Below are 1,289 nucleotides of genomic sequence, written 5' to 3'. Positions count from 1 at the left end.
GCGACAACTATCCTGACACAGAGGGACAGTGGTACATAGTAAAAACGAAGCGGACAGAATTAAGTTACTTAACTTGGGAATAATTGAAAGAAACCCAGCTGAGCATGAAATCCATCAAGCGGTACAAGAATTCACAGGTTCCGTTATGCCTAACGCAAAAGTTATATAATCCTCGTGAACCTCTTCTCAAAGTGGGGCTTGTTCAAGTCTTTCACAGACAATATCCATTGGCGTTTTTCCCTTTAACGAACCATGTGCCCGTTGCCAGTTGTAGTAATGCTGCCATTCGGGCAATGTTTCGTTTTTTAGTTCGTCTAGATTCAAGTTTACTGTTGAATAAAACTCTTCTTTGTCGGTTCTTTGCTTTCAACCTTACCATTCAGGTGAGGAGAACCAGGCTTGTTAGGACGAAATTTGATGCCATAATCCATCAGCTTTCGCTGAACTTTCTCTGCGAAGAATTCTGTACCACGGTCGGTTTGTATTCGCTGTATTGGAAATGGCATTTCCTCGATTACCTTATCGATAAAAATAAGGGTGTTTGCTGCCGACCTCCGGTTAAACACATCCAGTACGCGATATCTAGAGCAGTCATCAATAGCAGTATATTGGTAAATTCCAGGAGCGATTTTGCATGTATCCATCTGCACTCGATCACTTGGAATGGGTCTTTGGTAACGGATGAAGTCTTTTTTCTTCCGTTGAAATACTATTGGTTTAACGTCATGTCTGGTCAGCACCTTATGTATGGAAGCAAGCGATGATTGAACACTATGCTCGCGAAGAAGTTCATTTTGGATTCTCCGCGCACCAAGCTTCCTGTCTTTTCTCAGGCTTAGAATCCATTCCTCTATCTGATGGTTTATTTTAGTATTTGGCGAGGTATGAGGGCGTTTAGAAACGTCCTGAAGACCGTCTAGACCATTTTCTTTATATCGTTTTAACCATTTACGAAGAGTGGGTCTGGATATACCACACCTGCGGCAAACCAGACCTGCATTTTTAGTTTCTTCGTAAAGCTCAATCCACTTGAGTCGCTGTCTAATTTCTTTGTTCTTAGAGTCGTATTATTTTGAAACGATCTCTATGAATCACACACATAAACGTCCTTGTTGTCTTAAATATTCTGACTACTGTTTTCGAAGACCGTAATTAAAGATTCATCCAAATAGGGACCGATCTCTCTAAAATCGTAAATGCTATTTATGTTCTTATTGCTAATGATCCTTTTGCATTTTAATTTAGTTAAAAATGAATCACTACTAGGGTCTGTTGATCTTTGCTGTACA

Annotated in this window: 1 pseudogene; it reads right to left on the bottom strand. The window is 40.1% G+C overall.

Going from position 1 to position 1,289, the window contains the following annotated elements:
* Positions 1-189: 189 nt before the first annotated feature.
* Positions 190-1,046: pseudogene (locus ACX5KA_RS04010) on the bottom strand (IS481 family transposase); the annotation flags it as partial.
* Positions 1,047-1,289 lie beyond the last annotated feature (243 nt).

The organism is Alteromonas alvinellae (genome assembly GCF_902705805.1).
The sequence above is the reverse complement of the archived record's forward strand: the minus strand, read 5'-3'. Positions and strand labels throughout refer to the sequence as shown.